We start from the raw sequence: 19,951 nt of genomic DNA on the forward strand, positions 1-19,951 counted from the left end.
CCGGCCCACTGTCAGACGATACCGCCCGCGCGCAGGCGGGCGATTTCGTCTTCGTCATAGCCCAGATCGGCAAGGATAGCCTCGCTATCGGCTCCCAGCAGCGGCGCGGCGCGGTTGGCCGGTCGCTTGCCGTCGAACCTTAGCGGGCTGGCGAGCACTTTCAGATCGGGCGCGTCAGGATGCGATACCGTGTCGAGGAGGCCGATTTCCTCTAACCATGGATTATCGAGCGCCGCGCCCAATTCGTAGACCGGGGCGACCGGGACATGGCCGCCCAGCAACTCCTTCCAGTGAGCCATCGGCTGCTGGCTGAATTCAGCATCGAGCAACTGCGTCAATGCGTCGCGATGCGCCAGCCGATCGGCATTGGTGGCAAAGCGCGGATCGGCGGCCAGATCGCCGCGCCCGATGCGGGTGGTGAGGATGTCCCAGAACTTGGGCAGTTGGCACATCACGAACATCCACCCGTCGCTGGCGCGGAACATCTGGCTGGGCGTGGCGGTGGGATGGGCGCTGCGCGGCGTGCGCTGGGTTTCGTCGCCGTTGTTCATATACCAAAGCGCCGGATAGCTGGTCTGGTGAACGGCGGCAGACAGCAGATCGGTATCGACATCGCGCCCCTTGCCGCTGCGCTGCGCATCGATCAGCGCGCCGAGCAGGCCGATGCAGAAGATCGTACCAGTAATGAAATCCACCATCGACAGGCCCATGCGCTGCGGATCGCCGCCAGGCTCGCCGGTAATCTGGCAATAACCCGCCTCCGCCTGCATCAGGTAGTCGTAACCCGGCCACTTCGCCCGCGCGTTGTCCCGTCCATAGGCAGAAAGATGCGCGCAGACGATGGCGGGGTTGATGTCTTTCAGCGCGGCATAATCCAACCCCAGCCGCGCGGGCAGATCCCCACGCATGTTGTTGGCCACCGCGTGGCTGTCGGCCGCCAGCCGGTGCAGCACCTCCTGCCCGGCATCAGTGCCGAGATCGAGCGTCAATGACCGCTTGTTGAGGTTGAATGCCTGAAAATACACGCTTTCGCCCGGACGCAGGAAATGCGGGCCAACCGCGCGTGCGGTATCGCCCCCGCCGCGCCGCTGGCCGTCCGGGCCGGGCTTGCCCGGCGGTTCGATCTTGATGACCTCGGCGCCCATCTGGGCAAGGAACATCGTGCCATACGGCCCGGCGCCGTATTGTTCGGCGCTGATGATCCGGAAGCCCCGGAGCGGAAGGTTGGTTGCCGGTTCCATCGCGTAATGCCTGTTCAGGCCGGATTTTCCTTCAGGTGCTGCTTGGCGATGATCATGCGCTGCATTTCATTGGTCCCCTCGCCGATGCACATCAGCAGGCTGTCACGGTAGTAGCGTTCGATGTCGTATTCCTTAGAATAGGAATAGCCGCCATAGATCCGCATTGCCTCCTGACTGTTCTCGACCGCCGCTTCAGAGGCGAAGTATTTCGCCATGCCGGCTTCCTTGTCGCAGCGTTCGCCGCGGTCATAGGCTTCCGAGGCATCGAGCGTCAGCAGACGCGCAGCCCGTGCGCGCGTGACCATGTCGCCCAGCTTCAACTGGATCGCCTGATGTTCGGCAATCGGCTTGCCCATCGTGTGGCGCTGCTGGGCGTATTCGGTGGCGTGGCGCAGACTGCCCTCGGCCAGCCCGACCCCGCGAGCGGCGACATTAATGCGTCCCAGTTCCAGTCCGCCGGTGGCCTGGAAGAAACCCTTCCCTTCGACCCCGCCGATCAGCTGGTCAGCCGGAATACGGTAATCCTCCATCACCAGTTCGGCGCTGTCGATCGCCTTGTAGCCGAGCTTGTCGAACTTCTTGCCGGTGGATAGCCCATCCCGCTTGTCGGCTATGAACAGGCTCATGCCCTTGTAACGCGGATCGGCAGCGGGATCGGTCTTGGCCAGCAGCGCAAAGCAATGGCCGTTCAGCGCGTTGGAAATCCAGGTCTTCGTGCCGTTGAGGATGTAGTCGCCGTTTTCGTCCTTCTTCGCGACAGTGCGGATCGCCTGCAGATCGGTGCCCGCATTGGGCTCGGTCAGGGCCAGCCCGCCGCGAATCTCGCCGGTCGCGAGTTTCGGCAGCCACTTGGCTTTCTGCTGCGCCGTGCCGAACCGCTCCACTGCCGCGGCCATGATTAGGTGTGAGTTGAAGATGCCGGTAATCGCCATCCAGTGGCTCGAAATGCGCATTACGATCTTGGCGTAGGTGGTCGCCGGCAGGCCCAGCCCGCCATATTCCTGCCCGATGGTCGCGCCGAACAGCCCCATCTCGGACATCTGCGCGACCAGATCGGCGGGCCACAAATCATTGTGATCGTGGTGCTTGATCACCGGGATCACCTCGCGTTCGAGCCAGCGGTCGATCGCATCCATGAAGGCGCGTTCTTCGTCGGGGTCGATGGTGCGGATCTGGTTTTCGATTGTTGCGGCAGTTGCCATGAGGGGGTCCTTGCGGGTTGTCGGGTCAGTTGTCGAGCGCGCCGAAGCCGCGCTTCCACACCAGTACGGTGCGCTTGTAATGGGCGACGATTTCGCCGTGCTGGTTTCTGGCAATGGTCTTGCAGGTGACGATGCCCTGTTCGGGGCGGCTGGCGCTTTCGCGTTTTTCCAGCACCTCGCTTTCGCAATAGAGCGTATCGCCGACGAACAGCGGCTTTGTCATGCGCACTTCGTCCCAGCCGAGATTGGCGACTGCCTTGCCGCTGGTGTCGGACACGCTCATACCGGTCATCAGCGCGATGGTGAACGGGCTGACCACCAGCGGCTTGCCGAATTCGGTATCCTTCGACAGCTCGTAATCGAAATGCGCAGGGTGCGTGTTCATCGTCAGCAGCGTGAACCACACATTGTCGGCATCGGTGATGGTGCGGCCGGGCCGGTGTTCATAGATGTGGCCGACCACGAAATCCTCGAAATACCGCCCCTGCACCTCGCGGAATCGACCGGGGGATACCTCGATATAGCTATCACGCATTCGCTTGCTCCTCGTGCCGCGCGAGAAGCGCGCGATACCTGATGATGAACGGCGCTTCGAGCATCCGGCCGCGGAACCGGATCGCCTGCCCGCCGCCCGCTTCGTAAGCGGCCAGCGCCTCGCGCGCTTCGGCAACCTCGGCCTCGGAAGGAAGGAACGCCGCATGGATGGCCGCAAGCTGCGCCGGATGAATCGCAGCCTTCGCTGAAAAGCCGATGGCGCGGGCGCGGGCCGCTTCCTCGGCAAGGCCGGCCTCGTCTTCCAGCCGGATGAACGGCACGTCGATCGCCGGTTTGCGCGTTTCGGCACAGGCAAGCACCACCTGCTGGCGCGCCGCAAGCAACGGCTCCCACGCCATTTCGACACCGAGCTCGCCCGAAAAATCGCCCCCACCGAACATCACCGCCGCCGCCTTCGGGTGTCCGGCAATCGCGAGTGCATGACGCAGGCCGCGCGGAGTTTCGATCAGCGGGATCAATTGAGGGCAAGGCTCGCCCAATGCACCCGCGATCACCGCCAGATCGCCCGCTTCCTCCACCATCGGCACCAGCAGCACTGCAGGCAGCACCTCGGCGTCGATCAGGGCGGCAAGATCGCGGATCCCGGCTGCCGTGCGCACGCTGTTGATGCGGATTGCCCAGCCCTGCGGCGCGCTGGCCACGGCCTCCAGCGCCGCAGCGCGGGCGCTGTCCTTGTCGCTGGCGGCGACGGCATCCTCGAGGTCGATCACCGTCAGCCCCGCACCGGCACCATATGCCTTGGCAAAGCGATCGGGACGCGATCCGGGTACGAAAAGCAGGCTGGCGGCGGCAAACACGATTGCTTCCTTGGTCCCTTTGACGTGCATTGCACCGGTCAGAATTGAGGCTTCACAATTTGTCCGGACAAATCTAAAGTCAAGAAGGAATTGTGCGAATGTCCGGACAAGTTCCAATTATGACGCTGGTTTGGAGGGAAATGATGACATCGACGAAATCCGGTCTTCTGGCTACTGGTATGGCAGCCTGCGCGATGCTGGCGGGCGCGCCGGCCGAAGCACGCACGCTCGATCCGGCCAACCCGCAGGACGCGCTGGAAATCTCCAAGCGGCTGCAATGCGGTGTCTCGGCTGACGAGCCCGCGGTCTATCACTGGTCGGGCAATATCTACGGCCGCAGCCCCGGTGTGCGCGACAAGCTGTTGTTCAAGGGCGAAGGGATGAACATCCGCCGCTGCGTCGAGGTTGATGATCCGGCACGCGGCAAGGGATGGCGGTTGATCAGCCGCGAGATCATGCTGATGCTCGATCCGAAAACCGGCGACGTGCTGAATCAATGGGAAAATCCTTATACCGGCGAGACGGTGAAGGTCATGCATATCCACAATGACCCGGTTAATGGCCGGCCCAATTTCGCCACCGGCAGTGACGGCAAACCCTTCACGCTGGCCAGCCTGCGCGAGGCTGGCCCCTACGTCTTCATGCCATTCGAAGCGCCGCTGTTCTACACCAACCCGCTGGCGGGCGATTATCAGGACTATGTCGGCGGCACATATCATGCGATGGAAATCTTCGATTTTGCCGCGATGAAAGACTCACTCTACGACAGCACCACGCCCACAGCCTATCCGATGGTCAGCTGGGTGCGGCTGTCCTCATGGGCGCCGTGGATGAAGATGGGCAGCCGACCGGGCCAGATGGTATTCAATGCCATGGGCCGCAAACTGCCCGGCGGGTTCGAGGAGCTGCCCGCAGTGCTCAAGGACGAGATCCGGGCCAATTACCCGATCTACGAACAGGCCCCGCCCAAGGACGATATGCGCCCGAACGAAACGACTTGGACGAAGTTCAAGATGCTGACCGATCAGGCACGCGAAGCGGCTGGCGGAGCGAAGCCTGCGACCGGGCACGAATAACCCGGCTGGCGGCACACAAGCAGCCAAAACAAAGGGGCGGCAGGTCGAGTACCTGCCGCCCCTTTTTATTGCTGCGGGCTGCGCTTCTAGAATGTCGCAGCGACAATCAGGCCGAAGCGCCGACCGGGACGAAGCCCGCCAATGAAGCTGCGGCGCAGATCGTTGTTCGCGTCGGCATAGCGGATGATCTGCTGGATCGCGTCCTCGTCGAACAGATTGTCGACATAAAGCTGGATGCGGTAATTGTCGTTCTCGATCCCCATGCGCGCATCGACCTCGGTCGCCGATCCGGTTTCGGCAAGGTTGTGCACCTGCGCGTAGCTCGACGAGGTGTAGGTGATGTTGGCCCCGGCAAAGAAGTCCCACGTCCCGCCGCCGATCTCGGTATTCGAACGGTAATCGAGATCGGCAAAGATGCGGTGCCGGGGCGCGCGCGGAATCGATTGGCCGACGATCGATCCGAACGCGCTCTGGCAACTGGCAATGTCCGGGAACTGGTCGCCGGTCGAGCAATTGACCAGCCCGTCATCCGCCACATCGTTGAGCACGCCCTGATTCTCGTCCACACCGCTGGTAAAGCTGGTGTCGGCCAGCGCGTAATTGGCGGTCAGAGTCAGCCCTGGGCTGAGCTGCCCGCGCAATTCGGCTTCGAGACCCCAGATTTCCGCCTCGCCCGCATTGGTCACGACACTGATCTGGTTGGGCGGAACCGATACGTTCTGAGTCAGCTGATAGCCGGAGATGTCGGTGTAGAAGCCGGCGAGGTTGAAGATCACCGCGCCATCGAAGAACGCATTCTTCAGACCGAGTTCGAAGGACTTGTTCTCTTCCTCGTCGAAGGTTTCGATCCCGAGATTGGGGTCGACCGCATTGGCGGTGATCGCCAGCGGCCCATTGAACCCGCCCGGCTTCTGCCCCTCGGCGTAAATCGCATAGAGCATATTGTCGGGCGTGAACTGCCAGTCGAGCGTGACCCGCGGGGTGAAAGCCTTGAAGGTGGCGGTCGGATTGACCGGCGCCGGACGCATTTGGGTGTCGTTGAAGGAGAATACTGTCTGCTCGATCCGCTCCTCGGCATAGCGCCCTTCGATCCCGAGATTGAATTCGGGGGTGATGTGCCAGTTTACCGCGCCGTAAACCGCGATGTTGCGGATATCGAGCAGGTTCTCGCTGCGGTCGTTGGGCGTGGAGGGGCCGAACAGCGGGAAAGTCGTGCCGCAGATGGGGTTCGCAGTGCAGCGCGCCCGCTCCTCGGCGAGGCGCGCACCCAGGCTGGCCCCGGCGAGCGCCCCGGCATTGGCCGGCACCGTGCGGATCGAGGCACCGTCGTCGCTCTGATCGAAATAGTAACCGCCGACGATGATATCGAAGCTCTCGCTCTCGTAGAGCAGCTTCAATTCCTGCGACCAATCCTGCGTTTCGCGCAGGTTGGCGAAGCTGAAATCGATAGTCGAGCCAACGAAGCCGAACGGGAAGATCGGGCCTGCCGGGCCGAACCCGATCGGCGCGCCTGCCGGGAAGCGCGCGAAGACCGCAGTCTGAAAACTGGTCGGACTATAGTCGCCATCGGTCAGCTGGGTTTCGGTGCGGTCGTTAAAGCCGGTCAACGACACGAGCCGCAGGTTTTCGGCGAACTCGTACTCCATGCGTAGCGCTACGTTGTAGGTATCGGCTTCAATCCCGACTCTGCCCTGATCCACGAACTGCACGGAATAGTCGGTATTCACGTCCGCCGGCTGGATGATTCCGCAGAAATATCGACCGCGCCCGCCATACAGTGCGCCGTTATCGGTGAGGCAGTTGTTCTGGTTCGCATCCTGATGAAAGATCGCGGGCTGGCCATCGTCGGTGCGGTTGTAATAACCGCGCAGGGATGCGGTGAACGGCCCGCCGTTGTCCCAGGCCAGAATGCCCGATACCGAACGCGAGGATTGCTTGCCGATTTTCGTGCCATCGAACTGGTTGGTGAATTCGCCGCTGAACTCGTAGAAGCGGCCATTCAGACCGATCGACAGGCCATCGGAAACAGGTCCACGGATCGCGGCGGTCAGTTCATACCGGTCATGCTCGGCAATGTCGGCGACGATCCGCCCTTCCCACCTGTCGCCCGGCATGCGCGAGATGATGTTGATCGCGCCCGAATAGGTATTGCGTCCGTATAATGCGCTCTGCGGGCCTTTGACCACTTCGATCCGCTCGATCGAGTCGACATCGTAATCGGCAAGGCTGCCGGTGTAGTAAATCCCGTCGATGAAGAAGGCGACGCCGGATTCGCCCAGAATGTTTGCTTGCCCGCGGATCACCGGACGGTTGCCGTTACGCCCGAAGCTTTCGTCGAAGAAGAGGCCGGGCGTGGTGTTGGCGATTTCCTCGAGACTGTCGAGGCCGAGCCGCTGGATGGTTTCCTGCGTCGTGACCGACACACTGGTCGGCACGCTCTGCAGCGATTCTTCGCGCTTGCGCGCAGTAACGATAATCTCGTTGCTCTGCGATGCAACCGAGATGGGCTGTTCGACGGTGTCCTCGGCATCGGTCTGCGCCATCAGTGCGCCGGGCGTCAGCATCGTGGCCGTCAGCAATGCGCTGCGAATGATCTTCTTCATGATCTGCTTGTCTCCCATCAGGCCGCGCTCCCCAGCGCGACCCCCTGTTCATCCCTGCCCCTATTTCTGCCGCCGCAACAAAATTTGTCCAGACAAATTTTGTTGCGGCGCTGTGAACGCGATTCAAGCGCTGCGTGGAAGCCATGCTGCTGAACCGCCCGATCCCAGAAATCAGAAGGGTTTCACATTCCCCAGGAATGCCGTCACCAGCAGCAGCACATAGACCGTCCAGACCCAGATCCGGGTGCGATCCATGGTGCGGCGCAAGGGGAGTTCTGTAGCATCGCTCGATCCTTCGGTCAGCACTGCGGCAAGCTGCGCACCGACCGGTTTGAAGGCGACATCTATCATGATCGCGGCGATGAAGATGCAACCGAACAGCAGCGCCTTGGCCGCGAGCCAATCCGGCGAAAGCGGCGCGTCCAATATTAGGCTTTGGCCGCCCAGCCACAGATAAAAGCCGCCGATCAGCCAGCGCAGCCAGCCTTCGATCCGGCGGTTGCGCGCCGCGCGCGGGGTCTGATCGTGCATGTGCGAATCCCACACCAGCGCAAGCCACACCAATCCCACCGCCCACGCTCCGACCAGTAGCGAGATCGGGACATCCCACCATCCGCCGCTATCGACCACGCTCAGCGACAACGGCACCATCAGCGCCCAAGCACTGCGCGGGACCATGTCGATCTCGACCAGCAAGGTGAGCAGGGCGATGCGCTGGTCGAGCGACCATTTGTCGCGTTTGCGGAAATGCTGTCCCAGAACGAACACCCCCACATCCGCTCCAAGCCAGAGCACGAACAGCAGGAGATGGACGTACACCAGCACAGGATAGGCAAAATCCGACATCGTGTGGCTCCCCCCGGAAAGCAAACCTGTTGCCCAAACGGCACGGCAATTGAAAGATTCGAGCAATTTGTCCGGACAATTTGCACTTCCCCGCTTGACAAGCAAGAGGTTGTCCGGACAAATTTCACCCGCAGGATGGGAATTGCAGACCGGGACAAACCGGCGTCACCCTTTGATATGGAGGATTTTGCCGTAATGGACATTCGCACCACGAAGAGGCTTGCGCTTCTCGGCGTGACATCGGTCATTGCCCTGACCGCGTTCCCGACCACTGTTCTTGCTCAGGATGAAGAAGGCGCCGAGGAGGAGCAGCGCGGGCTATCCTCGATCATCGTTACCGCCCAGCGCCGTGAGGAAAGCGTACAGGACGTGCCGATCGCCATTACGGCTTTCGATGCACAGGAACTGCGCATCCGCGGGGCCGTGACGGCGCTGGACGTCGCGCAATTCGTGCCGAACCTCGTCGGGCTGAACAATACCGGCCTCGGCACCGCCAATTCGTATTACTTGCGCGGCATCGGCAATACCGAAAGCATCGCGACATTCGACCCGCCGATCGGCACTTATGTCGATGACATCTACATTTCGCGCCAGAACGCCAACAATCTGTCGCTGTTCGACGTCAACCGGATCGAGGTGCTGCGCGGACCGCAAGGAACGCTGTTCGGCCGCAACACAACCGGCGGGGCGATCAACGTCTTCCTGTCAGAACCGGATGATGAATTCGGTGGCTATGTCGAAGCAGGATATGGTTCGTATAACCAGTATCTCGCGCGCGCCTCGCTCGACATTCCCCTGGCCGACACCTTCGCGGTCAAGGTTTCGGGCTATTTCCAGGACGATGATGGTTGGGCGATCAACAACGTAACGGGTGAACGCACCAACGAGAATGACGGCTGGGGCGTGCGGCTCGGTCTGCGCGGCGAACTGTCGGATACGGTGCGCTGGACCGGCTCCTACATTCACACCTTCGCGGATTCGACCAACGCCCTCAATTTCGATTGCGACCCGGCCAACCCAAGCAACTGCGATGGCCGGTTCGTCGCGACCGGAATGACCGAGGGCGGAAACTTCATTAGCCCGGTCTTCGGTCCGCTGGTAAGCGGCGACAAGGCCAATTTCGGCCTTGGCAACGAAGCGACGATGGATTTCATCTCGTCCAATCTCGAAGTCGAGTTGTCGCCCGACTGGACCGTGAACATTATCACTGGCTTCGTCGACATAGCTCAGGATTTTGCGCTCGATTTTGCCGACGGTCGCGGCCTGCCGACGATCGCCAATCCGGTTCCTCCGGTAACCGGCTTCACCTATGGCGGGTTCTCCATCGTCAATGAAGGCACGCACACCCAGATTACGCAGGAAGTGAAATTCACCGGTTCGATCGGCAACGGGCTGATCGATCTGGTTGGCGGCGTGTTCTACTTCTACGAAGAGAACGAAACGGATTTTGCGGATATTTTCTCGCTGAATCTCGGCCCGGCCGGCCCGCCGCCCGATGGCTTCCCGCTGCTGCTGGCCGACCGCACGATCGACAATACCGCAGAGGCCTGGGCAGGCTATCTGCAGGCTGACATTAACCTGACCGATGCGCTGACGGTAACGGCGGGTGTCCGCTACACCGACGAAACCAAGACATTCTCGATCCGTGACAACCGCACGCCCATCGGCAACAATCTTTGCTCGGCGCCAAACCAGTTCGGCCCGTCGACCTGCATCATCGACACCAATCTCGTGGCGCCCAATGGCGTGCAGATCCCGACCGAACAATCTGTCGGATTGTGGACCCCGCGTTTTGCGATCAACTATGCCGTGAACGATGATGTGATGCTTTTTGCCAGCGCCACGCGCGGCTTCAAGTCGGGCGGCTGGAACGCGCGCGGCACCGCACCGGGCGAATTGTTCCCGTTCGGCCCGGAAACCGCATGGAGCTATGAAGCGGGCGCCAAGACCGAGCTGTTCGACCGGCTCATTCGGCTCAACGTCACCGGATTCTGGCTCGACGTGCAGGACCTGCAAACCCCGTCCGCTTTCGTGCGCGACAATGGCTCGCTTGCGTTCATCACCCGCAACTTCGCCGATTACAAGAACAAGGGTGTCGAAGTCGAGATTACCGCGGTTCCGGCTGATGGCCTCAATCTGTTCGCGGCGATCGGGTATCAGGACGACGAATACGGCATCGATGCGAATGCCCCGGAGTTCGACGAATTCGGCATCCAGTCGGTCGCCGCGCAACAGGCCGACTGTCTCGGACAGCTCGCCACTGGTCTGCTTCCGAATGCAACCGGGACAGACAACGCCGCAGCCTGCGGCGTCGGCATCGTTTCCCCCGACGGTTCGATCTCGACCCCGGTTCGCACCCCCGACTGGACGGTCGCGATCGGCGGCAGTTACGCAATGGAAATGGGCGACTTTACCCTGACCCCGGCCATCAACGCCAACTGGCGCAGCGAAAGCGAGGTCGGCACCAGCGAGGTGACGCTCTTCGATCAGGCGGTAACCGGACCGTCGGGCACGGTATTCCCGAGCAACACGCTCGGCCTCGGAGACCCGATCGACCCGGCGACAGGTTCGCTCAGCCCGTCGCGCTGGATCGTCAACGCCACGCTCACGCTCAGCAATGTCGCAGGATGGGCGCTGGCGGCCGAATGCCGGAATTGTTTCGATGAGGAAGCGGTCGAATCCTCGCTCGCCAACTTTGCCTATCTGAACCCGCCGCGCACCTGGATGATACGGGCGCGCCACGATTTCTGATCCCAGTCAAGGAGCCGACACGGCGTTGAAATGGCTGTGAAAGCATACCGATGGAAACCAATTGCGGCGGCGGCGCTCAGCGTCGCCGCCAGCGTGTTCGCACCGTCCGCAGCAGCGCTCGCCAACGTCGCGCCGACCGCGAGCGATTATGGCGTCGCTCCGTGGACCGAGGCCATCGTCAGCGTCAGCGATCTCGAGCAGAGTTCGCAATGGCTGGTAGAGGACGGGGGCTGGCGCATTGTAGCGAAAGGCGCAATCAATCGCGCAGAGCTTGATTACTGGCACCTGCCAGCATCGGTTTCCGGAGCATTCCTGAAAATCTGCGCGCCCGAGACCCGCGCCGGTTGCATACGTTATGTCCGGTTTGACGGAGCAAAAGGCCAGCGCCCCATCCGTCTTGCCGCGAGACCATGGGACACAGGCGGCATCTTCTCGGTTATGCTGCGCAGCGATGATACCCAAGCACTGTTCGACGCTGCGATAGCGCGCGGCTGGTGGGCGGAAAGCCAGCCCTATGCGTTCAGCTTCGCCGGATCGGACTTGCTCAACGTCGTTATCCGTGGGCCGCACGGGGTCAACTACGCCCTTTATCAGCGCAATTCGCCGCCCTTCACCGGCTTTCGTGTCGGCCGGTTGAGCCAGGCCTTCAACACGATGCGGATGGTCAGGGATCAGCCTGCCAGTGTGGCGTGGTATCGCGACCGGCTGGGACTGAAGACGCTGTTCGATGCGCCGTTCACCGATCCCGAGCCGCGGGCCAACAATTTCTCCGTACCCGCCAATCTGGCTACAAAACTGGTTCGCCGGGCGGCGGTCGTGCAGCCCGTGCTGCCGGGCGAGGACGGGCGGATCGAACTGATGCAGTTCGAAGGGTTCGAGGGCCGGGATTACGCCGTCCACGCATCGCCGCCCAACCTCGGCATCATCTCGGTGCGCTATTCGGTGCGCGACCTTTCGGCTTACACGTCCTTCCTTAAAGGGAACGGGGTCGCTCCGGTCTATGCGGACGAAGGGGTTGCGATTGCCGGCACCGGCACCGCGGACATCGTCGCGGTGCGCGATCCCGACGGAAACCTGACAGAATTCTACCATGTCCACTAACCTGCCGCCCGGATCCCGCCCGCGCGATTTCGTGCTTGTGCACGGCGCATGGCATGGCGGCTGGTGCTGGGAGTTGGTGCGCGAACGGATCGAGGCCGCAGGGCACCGCGTCCACACGCCAACCCTGCCCGGCCTCGGCGACCGGGCGGACGAACTTGATGCGGCCATCGGCCTTGCCGATCACATCGCCGACGTGACGGACTATATCGCCGCGCGCGACCTCCGGGACATTGTGCTCGCGGGCCATTCCTATGGCGGGATGGTGATCACCGGGGTGGCCGACGCGCTCAAATCGCGGATTGCCCATATCCTCTATCTCGATGCCGCCCTGCCAGAGAATGGCCAGAGCATGATCAGCTACGGCACGCCCCGCCCGCCCGAAGCAATTGCCGCAACCGAAGCGGGATTGCGCAGCCGCGCGCCTGACGGCATCGCCATGGCAGCTTTGCCTCCCCCGCTGCTCGGCATCCCGGCAAGCCATCCGTTGCACGATGACGTTGCCGCGCAGCTGACCCCGCACCCGCTCAAGACCTGGCTCGACACGATCCGATTGGTGAACGGCGGCCCGGCCGGCCTGCCGCGCACCTACGTCCATTGCACCGCGCCCGTAATGGCGCACACGCAGTTCCCCGCCATCGCCCGGATGGCAAAAGCCGATCCGGACTGGGACTATGCCGAACTCGCCACCGGACACGAAGCGATGCTGACCGCCCCCGGCGACGTGGCAAAGCTGTTGCTGGACAGGCTCGCCCCGCTGCGTCACCCTCGCGCGCAGTCACACCGACCACAAGCAACCGCACAGGAGCAAGCGTGACCGCAGAGCAAATCAAGGCCGCAGGCGGACCCGCAGACCTGCGCGGCGAATTCGCCAAAGGTTGGAAAGTCCTGCTGGCTGCCACGCTCGGGGTGATGTGCGGTGCCTCGCCCATTCCCTATGCGATTGTCGGGTTCACGGCGAAACCACTCAAGGAAGAATTCGGCTGGAGCCAGACCGAAGCTGTCCTGCCGATCACCATTTTCGGCGTGATCGCCGCCCTTCTTGCACCGCTGTTCGGGTGGATGGCCGACCGGTTCGGCGTGCGCCCGGTGGCCTTGTGGTCGCTGTTCGGATTTGCTGCCGCGTTCGGGGCAATTTCGCTGACGCCGTCCAATGATGGCGGGTTGGCGATGTCGGTATACTACGGGTTCTGGGTGCTGCTCGGCCTCATAGGGATCGGATCGACCCCGGTCACTTGGAGCCGCGCGATTAATCTGTGGTTCTACAGGAATCGCGGTCTGGCGCTCGGTATAATGCTGACCGGCACCAGCTTTACCGCGATGTTGATCCCGCAAGTAGCCGTCCGGATCATCGAGGCATTCGGCTGGCGCAGCATGTTCGCGGTACTCGCGCTGCTTCCGATTGCGGCCTTGATCATTGCCTACTTCCTGTTCCGCGAACCATCGCGCGAAGAGCGGCCCAGAGCGATCGAAGGGACAAGCGGCAACCTCACCGGGGTCACGCTGGGCACTGCACTGAAAGACTACCGGTTCTGGTTGATCTGGGCCTCGATCGCATTGATCGCGCTGAGTTTCGGCGGTGCCTATATCAACATGGCGACCATCGTCGACCAGCGTGGCATTGATGCAAGAGGCGCCGCCAGCGTGATCACCGTGCTGGCGATCGGCATTTTTGCGGGCCGCATCATCACAGGCGCGCTGCTCGATCAGTTCTGGCAGGGTTTCGTCGCGTTCCCGCTGTTGTGCCTGCCCGCCATATCCGCGTTTCTGCTGCTCGATCCGGAACTGACCTTGGTGCTTGCCATGGCGGCGGGCTTTTTCCTCGGCTTTGCCGCAGGGGCCGAAAGCGATCTCATCGCCTACCTGACCGGCCGCTATTTCGGGATGGCGCATTACGGCAAGATCTATGGAATGCTGTATATGCCCTTCGGGCTGTTTTCCGCCGGCTCGCCGGTTGTCTATGCCTTGACCTTCGACCGGACCGGCAGCTTCGATCCGGTGCTGGAACTGGCGATTGGAGCGTTCATCATCGGCGGCGCGCTGCTGCTGCTGCTGGGGCGCTATCCCGATGACTTCCCCGAAGCCGAAACCGACCGCCCAGAAGCAGGAATGGAGCCCGCCTGATGGCCACCCTTGCCCATGACAATCCCCTCGCCCCGGTGCGGCAGGCCGTCAACGCCGCCGCACTCTTGGCCGACGAAGCCGCGCTGGCGCTCTACAGCCATGACGTGCTCACCCACGGCGAACGACCGCTGGCGGTGTTCCGTCCGTCCAGCATAGCTGAACTCGCCGCCGGGATCGGTGCGGCCACCGCAGCCGGGATCGCCATCGTCCCGCGCGGCGGAGGGATGAGTTACACCGGCGGCTATCTCTACAACGGCGGGCCGTTCCTGCTGGTGGATACCGCGGCGCTCGATACGATCATCGATATCGACGAAACCGACATGATCGCCACGGTCGAGGCCGGCGTAAGCTGGGACAAGCTGCACCGCGCGCTCGCACCGCGCGGATTGCGGGTGCTGGCGTGGGGCACGCTGTCGGGCATCCGCGCCACGGTGGGCGGCGGGATGAGCCAGAACGGCATCTTCTGGGGAGCGCGCAATGGCACAGCGGCCGACAGCGCGATCAGCTTCGACGTGGTGCTGGCCGACGGGACGATCATCTCAACCGGCGCGGACTTCTTCCGCCCCTACGGCCCTGACCTCACCAGCCTGTTCGCCGCCGATTGCGGTGCTTTCGGGGTCAAGGCGCGGGTGCGGCTGAAGCTGGTGCGCGAGGCGACCGCCTTTGCCTATGGCTCGTTCAGCTTCGACCGCCACGATGCGCTGCTCGCCGCGATGAGCGCGATTGCGCGGGCAGAACTTGCAGCGGAAAGTTTCGCCTTCGATCCGTTCCTGCAAGCCCAGCGGATGAAGCGCGATACGCTGCTGGGTGATGCAAAGCAGCTCGGCAACATGCTCAAGGCCGAGGCGAAATCGGGCGGCATATTCAAGGCGATGAAGGAAGGCGCGAAGGTCGCGCTCGCCGGACGATCATTCCTCGACGGGGTGCCGTTCAGCCTGCACTGCATCGCCGATGGACGCCATCAGGGCGCTGTCGATGCCGATATGCGGGCGATCGATGCGATCGTGCGCGAACATGGCGGCAGCGTGGTTGAAAACTCGATCCCGAAGATCCTGCGCGCCAACCCCTTCCCGCCGCCCAACTCGATGCTCGGGCCGGAGGGTGAACGCTGGGTGCCGGTGCACGGCTTCCTGCCGCATTCGCGCCTGATTGCAGCGTGGGAACGGTTACAGGCGCTGTGGGATGCCCACGCCGACGAGATGGCCCGCCTGAAAGTCGAAACCGGCGCATTGATCGCAGCGACTGGGCGCACGTCGTGCCTGATCGAACCGGTGTTTTTCTGGCCGGGCGAACAGAACCCCCTGCACGCGCACGCGGTCGAAACCGATCACCTCGCGCGGCTGCCGAAAATGGCCGACAGCCCCGAAGCGACCGCGCTGGTGGAACGATTAAAGGCCGAAGTCATCGCGATCTTTCAGGAGTTCGGCGCCATTCACCTGCAGATCGCCCGCACCTACCCGCTGCGCGCCCGCCACGATACCGCCGGATGGGATATCCTGCGCGCGCTCAAGCAGCAGGTCGATCCCAAGGGGCTGATGAACCCCGGCTCGCTGGGGCTTGGGCCTGAGGCTGGGGTGAGGCCGGGCATTGATGCCGCTGATTGACCGGCGCCGCACGCTTGCCGCAGGCTTGGGCGCAGCTGCGCTCGCCCGCGCGCACATCGCATTCGCCCAAGGAGACGACGTGACCGACACTGCCCCTTTTTCCGCGATGGCGATGCAACTGACCGCGCGCTCGCTGGAACGCCTGCCCGATACCGCCAGAGCGCGCGCCGCGATCCTTGCCCACATTGCCGAGATCGAAGCGCAAATCCGCACCAGTGCGATCTTCGTCGCGCAATATTCGGGCAAGCCGGTCAAGCTGGTGGTTCTGCCCGAATACCTCTTCACCTCCTATCCGGGGCGCATTGCGGTCCCCGACTTCGCCGCGCGGGTCGGGTTTGCCGCCGATGGCCCGGAATATGCCGCACTCGGCGAAGTGGCCGGGCGGTTGGGCATGTTCCTTGCGGGCAATGCTTACGAGACCGACACTGCTTTTCCCGACTTCTACTTCCAGACCAGCTTCATCGTCGCGCCTTCGGGCGAAGTCGTGCTGCGCTATCGCCGTCTGCTGTCGATGTTCGCGCCTTCCCCGCATGACGTGTGGGAGGCCTATCTCGACAAATACGGCATCGAAGGCGTGTTCCCGGTCGCGCGCACGGAGATTGGCAATCTCGCCTGCATTGCCAGCGAGGAGATCCTCTACCCCGAAATCGCCCGCGCGCTGGCGCTGCGCGGAGCGGAGGTGTTCTGCCACTCCTCCTCCGAAATCGGATCGCCGCTCGCCACCAACAAGGACATCGCCAAGCAAGCGCGCGCATTCGAAAATCTTGCCTACGTCGTGTCGGCCAACACCGCAGGCATTTCCGGCACGGCGATGCCGCTCGCCTCGGCCGACGGGAACAGCCAGGTGGTCGACTGGAAAGGACGCATCGTGGCGCAATCGGGCGACGGGGAGACCTTCACCGCCTTCGCCGCGCTCGACCTTGGCGCCTTGCGCGCGGCGCGCCGCACTCCGGCCATGACCAATTATCTCGCTCGCCAGCGCCCGGCGCTGTTCGCGCAGGCCTATGCCGCGGCTGCCGATCCGTTCCAAGGGCCGAACGGCATGATCGAAGGCGGCAGCCCTGCCATTCCCGACCGCGATTATTTCCGCCGCGCGCAGGAAGCGGTGATCGAGCGACTTTCCAAGGCAGGAGTGATCTGATGCAGCACCGCACCGTCAGCGGAAAGGTCCGCTATCTCTCGATGAAGCCGGGGCGCGAGGGCACCGAGCGCGGTCGCGAGAATTTCACCTTCACCCATCACGCCGACGGTTCGGTGATCATGAGCGCGCATTGCGAGATCGAGGAGCCCGATCCCACGGTGATGCGTGACATCATCTGCCATATCGGGCCGGACCGGATGCCCCGTAACCTGCTCGTCCACCTCACCGTGGACGATGCCTTCCTCGGGTCGGGTTGGATGAACTACGATCCCGCCAAGGGGACGATCTGCTGCGAGAGCGACAGCCCGGCGCTGGGCCGCCATTCGGAAGAGCGCGCCGCGGGAGAGTTCGATGCTTTCGGCACCCATCCGGTGGTGGGCGACGGCTTTTCGACTCGCCTCATGGACCACACGCAAGGGCCAAACCGGCGGCGGCTGCGGTTCTTCCTCCCCTCGCCCGACCATCGCGGCGCGACCGCTCCGCAGATCGCCGAGGTCACGATGACGATGGAATATGTCGGCGAGGAGGAAAAGACCGTCCCCGCCGGCACCTTTCTGTGTCGCCACTTCCGCTATGTCGATGACAGCGAGGGCGGTATGGGCGGCGAGCGCCATCCCGATTACGACATGTGGGTGACCGCCGACGACAACAACATCCTCGTCTATGGCTCTATCGACGGCTACATGATGAACCGCTACGAGCTGGTCGAGCTGGATCGCTGATGAATGTCGCGGTAATCGGTGCAGGTCTGGGTGGGCTGACCTGCGCGATCGCATTGCGGCAGGCCGGGATCGACGTCAGGGTCTTCGAAGCCGCCCGGCAAATCGAGGAAACCGGCGCGGGGCTGACACTGGGGCTTGGCGCGCAGCACGTTTTCCGCGCTCTGGGCGTGCAACACGATGTTGCGGCCCAGGCGTGTCCTGCTGGTAGCCTCCCCTTCCTGCATTATGCGAGCGGCGAAGTCCTGCTGGGCGCGCTTGATCAGGGTGATGGGCTGGGCGATGACGGGCAGGCGAACATCATTCGCCACATCTACCGGGCAGACCTGCAAAAGGTGCTGCTTGCCCGGTTCGAACGCCTTGGCGGGCAGGTCCATACCGGGTGCAGGCTGGCTCGCTACGAACAGCGCCCGGATCATGTCACGGCGCATTTCGAGGACGGTTCGACCACCACGGCTTCTCTGCTGATCGGCGCGGACGGCGTGCGTTCGGCGGTGCGCGCGCAGCTGGTGCCAGAAGATGAGCCACGCTTTACCGGCCACGTCGCCTATCGCTTTCTCGTACCGATGGAGCTCGCAGCGCCGTTCATGGGGTTGGGCCGCAGCGCGATCTTCATCGGACCGCGGCGCACCTTCAACCGATACACCATGGCGCAGGGGCGCATCGTCAACGGCGCGGCGCTGGTGGAGACGGGTGAGGCGGTGCCCGAGGGGTGGTCGCACAGCGCGCCGCTCACTGAATTGCAGGATGCTTTCGATTGCTGGCACCCCGATGTCACCGGTCTGATCGGCGCGGCAGGCGCGATCATCAAGTGGGGCCTGTATGACCGCGCTCCGCTGGCAAGCTGGTCCGAAGGGCGCGTCACCATGCTCGGCGATGCAGCGCACGCCATGCTGCCGTTTCTGGGAATGGGCGCGGCCATGGCGGTTGAGGACGGCTATGTGCTCGCGAGGATGCTCACCTGCCACGCTGACGTGGCCGCTGCCCTCGCCGCCTACGAGGCGAAGCGCATCGCCCGCACCGCGCAAGTCCACCACGCATCGAAACTGCAGGGCGAGATCACGCAGGCGATCGATCCGGATCGCTTCGCGCTCGGCAGCGCGCCGGTCAACAATCGCGCCATGATGGAATTCGATCCGACCGCCGAGGCCGCCTAATCCGGAAGGTGCACCATCACCTTGCCCATATGGGCGCCGCTTTCGAGGTGGCGATAGGCCTCGGGCGCATCGGCAAAGGGGAAGCTGGCGTCCACCAGCGTTTCGACCCCGTGTTCGGCCATAACCTTCAACGCCGCTTCGAACATGCCGCGATGACCGCTGGTGATGCCCTTGATCGTGATGTTCTTGCCCAGGATCGGGCCCTGCGCGAAATCGGCCTTGTCCTGCGGCGATCCCGATAGCGCTCCCAATGTGCCGATCCGCCCTTCAGGAGCCGTTGCTGTCAGCGTCTGTTCGAACTCACCGAAGCCGATCGTGTCGACGACGATATCGGCCCCCTGCCCGCCGGTCGCCTCCAGCAGCGCCGCGCCCCAATCGGGATGCTCGCGGTAGTTCACGGTGTAATCGGCGCCCATTTCGCGCGCGCGGGCGAGCTTGGCATCGCTTGACGAGGTAATCGCGAATGTAGCCCCCAGTGCCTTGGCCAGCTGCAGCGCATAGAACGCAACTCCGCCGGTCCCCTGCGCCAGCACCAGCTTGCCCGAAAGATCGGCGCGGCCAGAATTGCCGAATGCGATCATGGCGTGCCACACCGTGCCCGCGACCACGGCAAGGGTCGCCGCACTGGCATCAGATATAGCATTGGGCAACACGATCGCGGCCTTTGCGGGCAGCACGATCTTCTCGGCCAGCCAGCCGTCGAGAGTGACCCCGACATCGCGGGCGAAAATATGAAAGCCGAACCCGGTTTCCGGGTCCCAATCGACGAAATTGGCCGCCACCACCCGGTCACCCACCGCAAGGCCTTCCACCCCCTTGCCCAGCGCCTCGATCACGCCCACCCCGTCGGTCAGCGGGATCCGGATTTCGGGCAGATCGCTGCCGTAAGCCCCGCGCAGGATCATCAGATCGCGGTAATTGAGCCCGGCTGCGGTGACCCGCACCAGGATCTCGCCCGGTCCGGCCACCGGATTGGCGCGCTCCACCAGCCGCAGGCTTTCAATGCCGCCGCGCGGGCCGATTTCCCATGCTTTCAT

At 63.2% G+C, this 19,951-nt stretch carries 16 protein-coding genes; 9 read left to right on the plus strand and 7 right to left on the minus strand.

Annotated features, from left to right (window positions below; translation table 11 throughout):
• Positions 1–11 precede the first annotated feature (11 nt).
• The 4 genes from Q0L48_RS09075 to Q0L48_RS09090 are packed head-to-tail and all read right to left on the minus strand — an operon-like array spanning position 12 to position 3,795.
• Positions 12–1,241 (minus strand): CaiB/BaiF CoA-transferase family protein, encoded by a 1,230-nt coding sequence (locus tag Q0L48_RS09075; protein ID WP_296719923.1) that lies wholly within the window; start codon positions 1,239–1,241, stop codon positions 12–14.
• A 14-nt stretch (positions 1,242–1,255) separates the two neighbouring features.
• Entirely contained in the window at positions 1,256–2,443 is a 1,188-nt protein-coding gene (locus Q0L48_RS09080) for an acyl-CoA dehydrogenase family protein (RefSeq protein ID WP_296719924.1), read from the minus strand.
• A gap of 25 nt (positions 2,444–2,468) precedes the next feature.
• Complete coding sequence (locus Q0L48_RS09085) at positions 2,469–2,978, minus strand: MaoC family dehydratase (RefSeq protein ID WP_296719927.1); 510 nt, start codon at positions 2,976–2,978, stop codon at positions 2,469–2,471.
• Positions 2,971–3,795 carry an aldolase/citrate lyase family protein gene (locus Q0L48_RS09090; RefSeq protein ID WP_296719929.1) on the minus strand — a complete coding sequence of 275 codons (825 nt, stop codon included), beginning with the start codon at positions 3,793–3,795 and terminating at the stop codon, positions 2,971–2,973. Before Q0L48_RS09090 ends, Q0L48_RS09085 begins: the two co-directional genes overlap by 8 nt.
• Before the next feature lie 143 nt (positions 3,796–3,938).
• Here Q0L48_RS09090 and Q0L48_RS09095 point away from each other — a divergent pair, with 143 nt between their 5' ends.
• Positions 3,939–4,871 carry a DUF1838 family protein gene (locus Q0L48_RS09095; protein ID WP_296719931.1) on the plus strand — a complete coding sequence of 311 codons (933 nt, stop codon included), beginning with the start codon at positions 3,939–3,941 and terminating at the stop codon, positions 4,869–4,871.
• An 86-nt stretch (positions 4,872–4,957) separates the two neighbouring features.
• Here the strand turns inward: Q0L48_RS09095 and Q0L48_RS09100 are convergent, their stop codons facing one another.
• Positions 4,958–7,492 (minus strand): TonB-dependent receptor, encoded by a 2,535-nt coding sequence (locus Q0L48_RS09100; protein WP_296719933.1) that lies wholly within the window; start codon positions 7,490–7,492, stop codon positions 4,958–4,960.
• A 153-nt stretch (positions 7,493–7,645) separates the two neighbouring features.
• Positions 7,646–8,320 carry a hypothetical protein gene (locus tag Q0L48_RS09105; protein WP_296719936.1) on the minus strand — a complete coding sequence of 225 codons (675 nt, stop codon included), beginning with the start codon at positions 8,318–8,320 and terminating at the stop codon, positions 7,646–7,648.
• Positions 8,321–8,515: 195 nt separating this feature from the next.
• Between Q0L48_RS09105 and Q0L48_RS09110 the strand changes: the two genes are divergently transcribed.
• From Q0L48_RS09110 to Q0L48_RS09145, 8 genes are all read left to right on the plus strand, one after another.
• Positions 8,516–11,071, plus strand: a complete 2,556-nt coding sequence (locus Q0L48_RS09110; RefSeq protein WP_296719938.1) for a TonB-dependent receptor — start codon at positions 8,516–8,518, stop codon at positions 11,069–11,071.
• Between the two features lie 30 nt (positions 11,072–11,101).
• The gene (locus Q0L48_RS09115) at positions 11,102–12,172 is read left to right on the plus strand and encodes a VOC family protein (RefSeq protein WP_296719940.1); all 1,071 of its coding nucleotides are present in this window, start codon (positions 11,102–11,104) and stop codon (positions 12,170–12,172) included.
• Complete coding sequence (locus Q0L48_RS09120; protein WP_296719942.1) at positions 12,162–12,986, plus strand: alpha/beta fold hydrolase; 825 nt, start codon at positions 12,162–12,164, stop codon at positions 12,984–12,986. Before Q0L48_RS09115 ends, Q0L48_RS09120 begins: the two co-directional genes overlap by 11 nt.
• Positions 12,983–14,293: an MFS transporter gene (locus Q0L48_RS09125; protein ID WP_296719945.1), complete on the plus strand. Its 1,311-nt coding sequence runs from the start codon at positions 12,983–12,985 to the stop codon at positions 14,291–14,293. Before Q0L48_RS09120 ends, Q0L48_RS09125 begins: the two co-directional genes overlap by 4 nt.
• On the plus strand, positions 14,293–15,897 hold the full coding sequence (locus tag Q0L48_RS09130; RefSeq protein WP_296719946.1) for an FAD-binding oxidoreductase: 1,605 nt from the start codon (positions 14,293–14,295) through the stop codon (positions 15,895–15,897). Before Q0L48_RS09125 ends, Q0L48_RS09130 begins: the two co-directional genes overlap by 1 nt.
• 79 nt (positions 15,898–15,976) lie before the next feature.
• Positions 15,977–17,038, plus strand: coding sequence for a nitrilase-related carbon-nitrogen hydrolase (locus Q0L48_RS09135; RefSeq protein WP_296719948.1), 1,062 nt, complete (start codon positions 15,977–15,979; stop codon positions 17,036–17,038).
• Entirely contained in the window at positions 17,038–17,760 is a 723-nt protein-coding gene (locus Q0L48_RS09140; protein WP_296719950.1) for a DUF3108 domain-containing protein, read from the plus strand. The genes Q0L48_RS09135 and Q0L48_RS09140 overlap by 1 nt, the downstream gene beginning before the upstream one ends.
• Positions 17,760–18,914 (plus strand): FAD-dependent monooxygenase, encoded by a 1,155-nt coding sequence (locus Q0L48_RS09145; protein ID WP_296719953.1) that lies wholly within the window; start codon positions 17,760–17,762, stop codon positions 18,912–18,914. Before Q0L48_RS09140 ends, Q0L48_RS09145 begins: the two co-directional genes overlap by 1 nt.
• On the opposite strand, the gene Q0L48_RS09150 is transcribed toward Q0L48_RS09145, so the two are convergent.
• A complete protein-coding gene (locus Q0L48_RS09150) occupies positions 18,911–19,951 on the minus strand; it encodes an NAD(P)-dependent alcohol dehydrogenase (RefSeq protein WP_296719954.1) in 1,041 nt (346 codons plus the stop codon). The genes Q0L48_RS09145 and Q0L48_RS09150 overlap by 4 nt on opposite strands.

It is taken from the genome of Erythrobacter sp. (assembly GCF_024305245.1).
In the GTDB taxonomy this organism is placed as follows: domain Bacteria; phylum Pseudomonadota; class Alphaproteobacteria; order Sphingomonadales; family Sphingomonadaceae; genus Erythrobacter.